At 44.1% G+C, this 2,129-nt stretch carries 2 protein-coding genes; one reads left to right on the top strand and one right to left on the bottom strand.

Going from position 1 to position 2,129, the window contains the following annotated elements; genetic code table 11:
* Positions 1-579 (top strand): hypothetical protein (locus IJ369_RS06300; RefSeq protein WP_290717319.1); only part of this gene is annotated, 579 nt, incomplete at its 5' end.
* Positions 580-629: 50 nt separating this feature from the next.
* On the opposite strand, the gene IJ369_RS06295 is transcribed toward IJ369_RS06300, so the two are convergent.
* Entirely contained in the window at positions 630-2,078 is a 1,449-nt protein-coding gene (locus IJ369_RS06295; RefSeq protein ID WP_290717317.1) for a S8 family peptidase, read from the bottom strand.
* Between the last annotated feature and the right edge of the window lie 51 nt (positions 2,079-2,129).

Here is a 2,129-nt window from a genome sequence, read left to right as displayed (position 1 = left end):
TTAACCTGGAAACCTTGGACATGTGAAATGATAGATCAGGAACATTCTATTGTTACAAAAACTGCAGTTCCTCCTACCTGTACAGAAACAGGCCTGACAGAAGGCAAGCACTGTTCCATATGTGGTGAAATACTGACGGAACAGACCATTGTTCCTGCAAAAGGCCATGTGTACACGGCAGAAGAATTTCTCTGGTCTGATGACCTTTCTTCCGCAACTGCATCTCTGATTTGCAGCTGTGGTCATTCCGAAGAAAGCACCTGCAGTTTCATCTGGGATAACAGTCAGCCTCTCATTCTTACTGTTACCGCAACAGCAGAAAGCAATGGGCAGACTTTCTCCGACAGCAAAACAATCACTGCAGTGGCTAACGGCGATACCCTTACCGTTACACTTCCCACCGATGCTTCTGATATCCGCATCATCGCTGCGGCATATAATAATGATAGGAAGATGACCGCCTGTATCAATCCCGAAAATATCAGCAATGTTTTTACCACAGATATCATCGGTGATACCATCCATATCTTTTTTACAACAACGAAGTATCAACCCATTTCTCCAATCATGATCGTTTGATTTTACATCAAATAAAAAACGGTAAGGATCGAAAAAATCCTTACCGTTTTTTATTGTATTTCAATCTGTTTCGGGGTATCTGCCGGACTCATCTGCCCATCTTCCTGTACCCAGAACAAACGGATCTTCGCAAAAGAAGTATAGTCCTTTTCAAAAACCTCCTGTACATCTACTACACCAATCTTATCAGCTGTCAACTTCTGAAATGAGAAGGCAATCATACGCTCAGTCTCATCAAAACCTGCAAGAGCGTCCTGTGTTGCCTCCCCTGCTCCATATCCCTCAATGAAACCGGAAATTTTCGTATTACTGCCCTTTTTCTTGGCTGTCACATCTTCCAATGTTACGCCCAGTTTTTTCAGCACTTGTTCAATGTCGATCAGGCCATAGCCATAATAAACATCATATCCTGAATCTCCCAGATCCTCTGCTGTTTCCTTTAACAGGTCACAGAAAGCTTCGGGTGTTAACGCATCATCTGCCTGCAGAGCCAAAGCGGCAACTGCCGCAATACAAGGCGAGGAAAAAGATGTCCCGTCCCGGTTCGTTCTATATGCATCAGATGCTGTTTTTTCAGCTGTTACCATCAGATCACCTGGCGCAGTAATGAAAACAGACTCATTATACTGTGAAAAATCACACCATTCTTTCTTCGCTCCAACTGCCCCTACGCCGATCACTTCGTCAAAAGCTGCAGGATAGAGTTCTGTCGACGAGCCATAGTTTCCAACAGCAGCCACCATGATCACACCTTGTTCATAAGCATACTCTACCGCTTCCGTAAAAACCGTAGAAGGTCTCCCTTCGCCAAAACTCATATTGATAATATCACAATCATATTCATTCACTGCTGCATAAATGGCCTCTGCTGCCCAGTCATCATATGCTTCCGTCAGACTGAAACATCGCATAGGGATAATTGTAACATCAGGGGCAATACCGCAGCCCCCCAGCTCATTATCCGTACTCGCCGCAATCACGCTGGTCACGGCTGTTCCATGTCCAATATAATCCGTAACATCATCTGCATTTACAGTATGATCTGTTTCACTGACCCTTGCAAAATTTCTGCCTGCGTCAATATCTGCATCTGTGAATTCTTCATGATCCGCATAAATACCACTATCGATCACAGCTACCTTCACACCTTTTCCAGTGATTCCAGCCAGTCTGGCATATTCTGTCTGCATCGCAGTATAACCCCACTGAGCATCATAATAGGGATCATTAGGCATATCAAACAGTTCCAGTTTTCGTCTTGGTTCAATGGATTCCACATTTTCCATGCCAATGTAAGTCTCCACATCTTCCATACTTGCAACACGGCAATACTGTGGCATATACTCCATCTGATCCAGCACATAGCCATCCTCATGTTCAATCGTAACCGCCGCCGTTGGTTTCAGTTTGACCAGATATCCCGATTCTTCCTGTGCAAATACAGGCATTGTTGGCAGAAAGCATACTGCTGTTGCCAATAATAATCCTTTTAATTTCATTTGCATCATCCTCATATATCAATGCCCACTACTTCCGTAGTGGGCATTGTT

The organism is Anaerotignum sp. (assembly GCF_017483025.1).
In the GTDB taxonomy this organism is placed as follows: Bacteria; Bacillota; Clostridia; order Lachnospirales; family Anaerotignaceae; genus Anaerotignum_A.
This window is presented reverse-complemented; position numbering and strand designations above follow the sequence as displayed.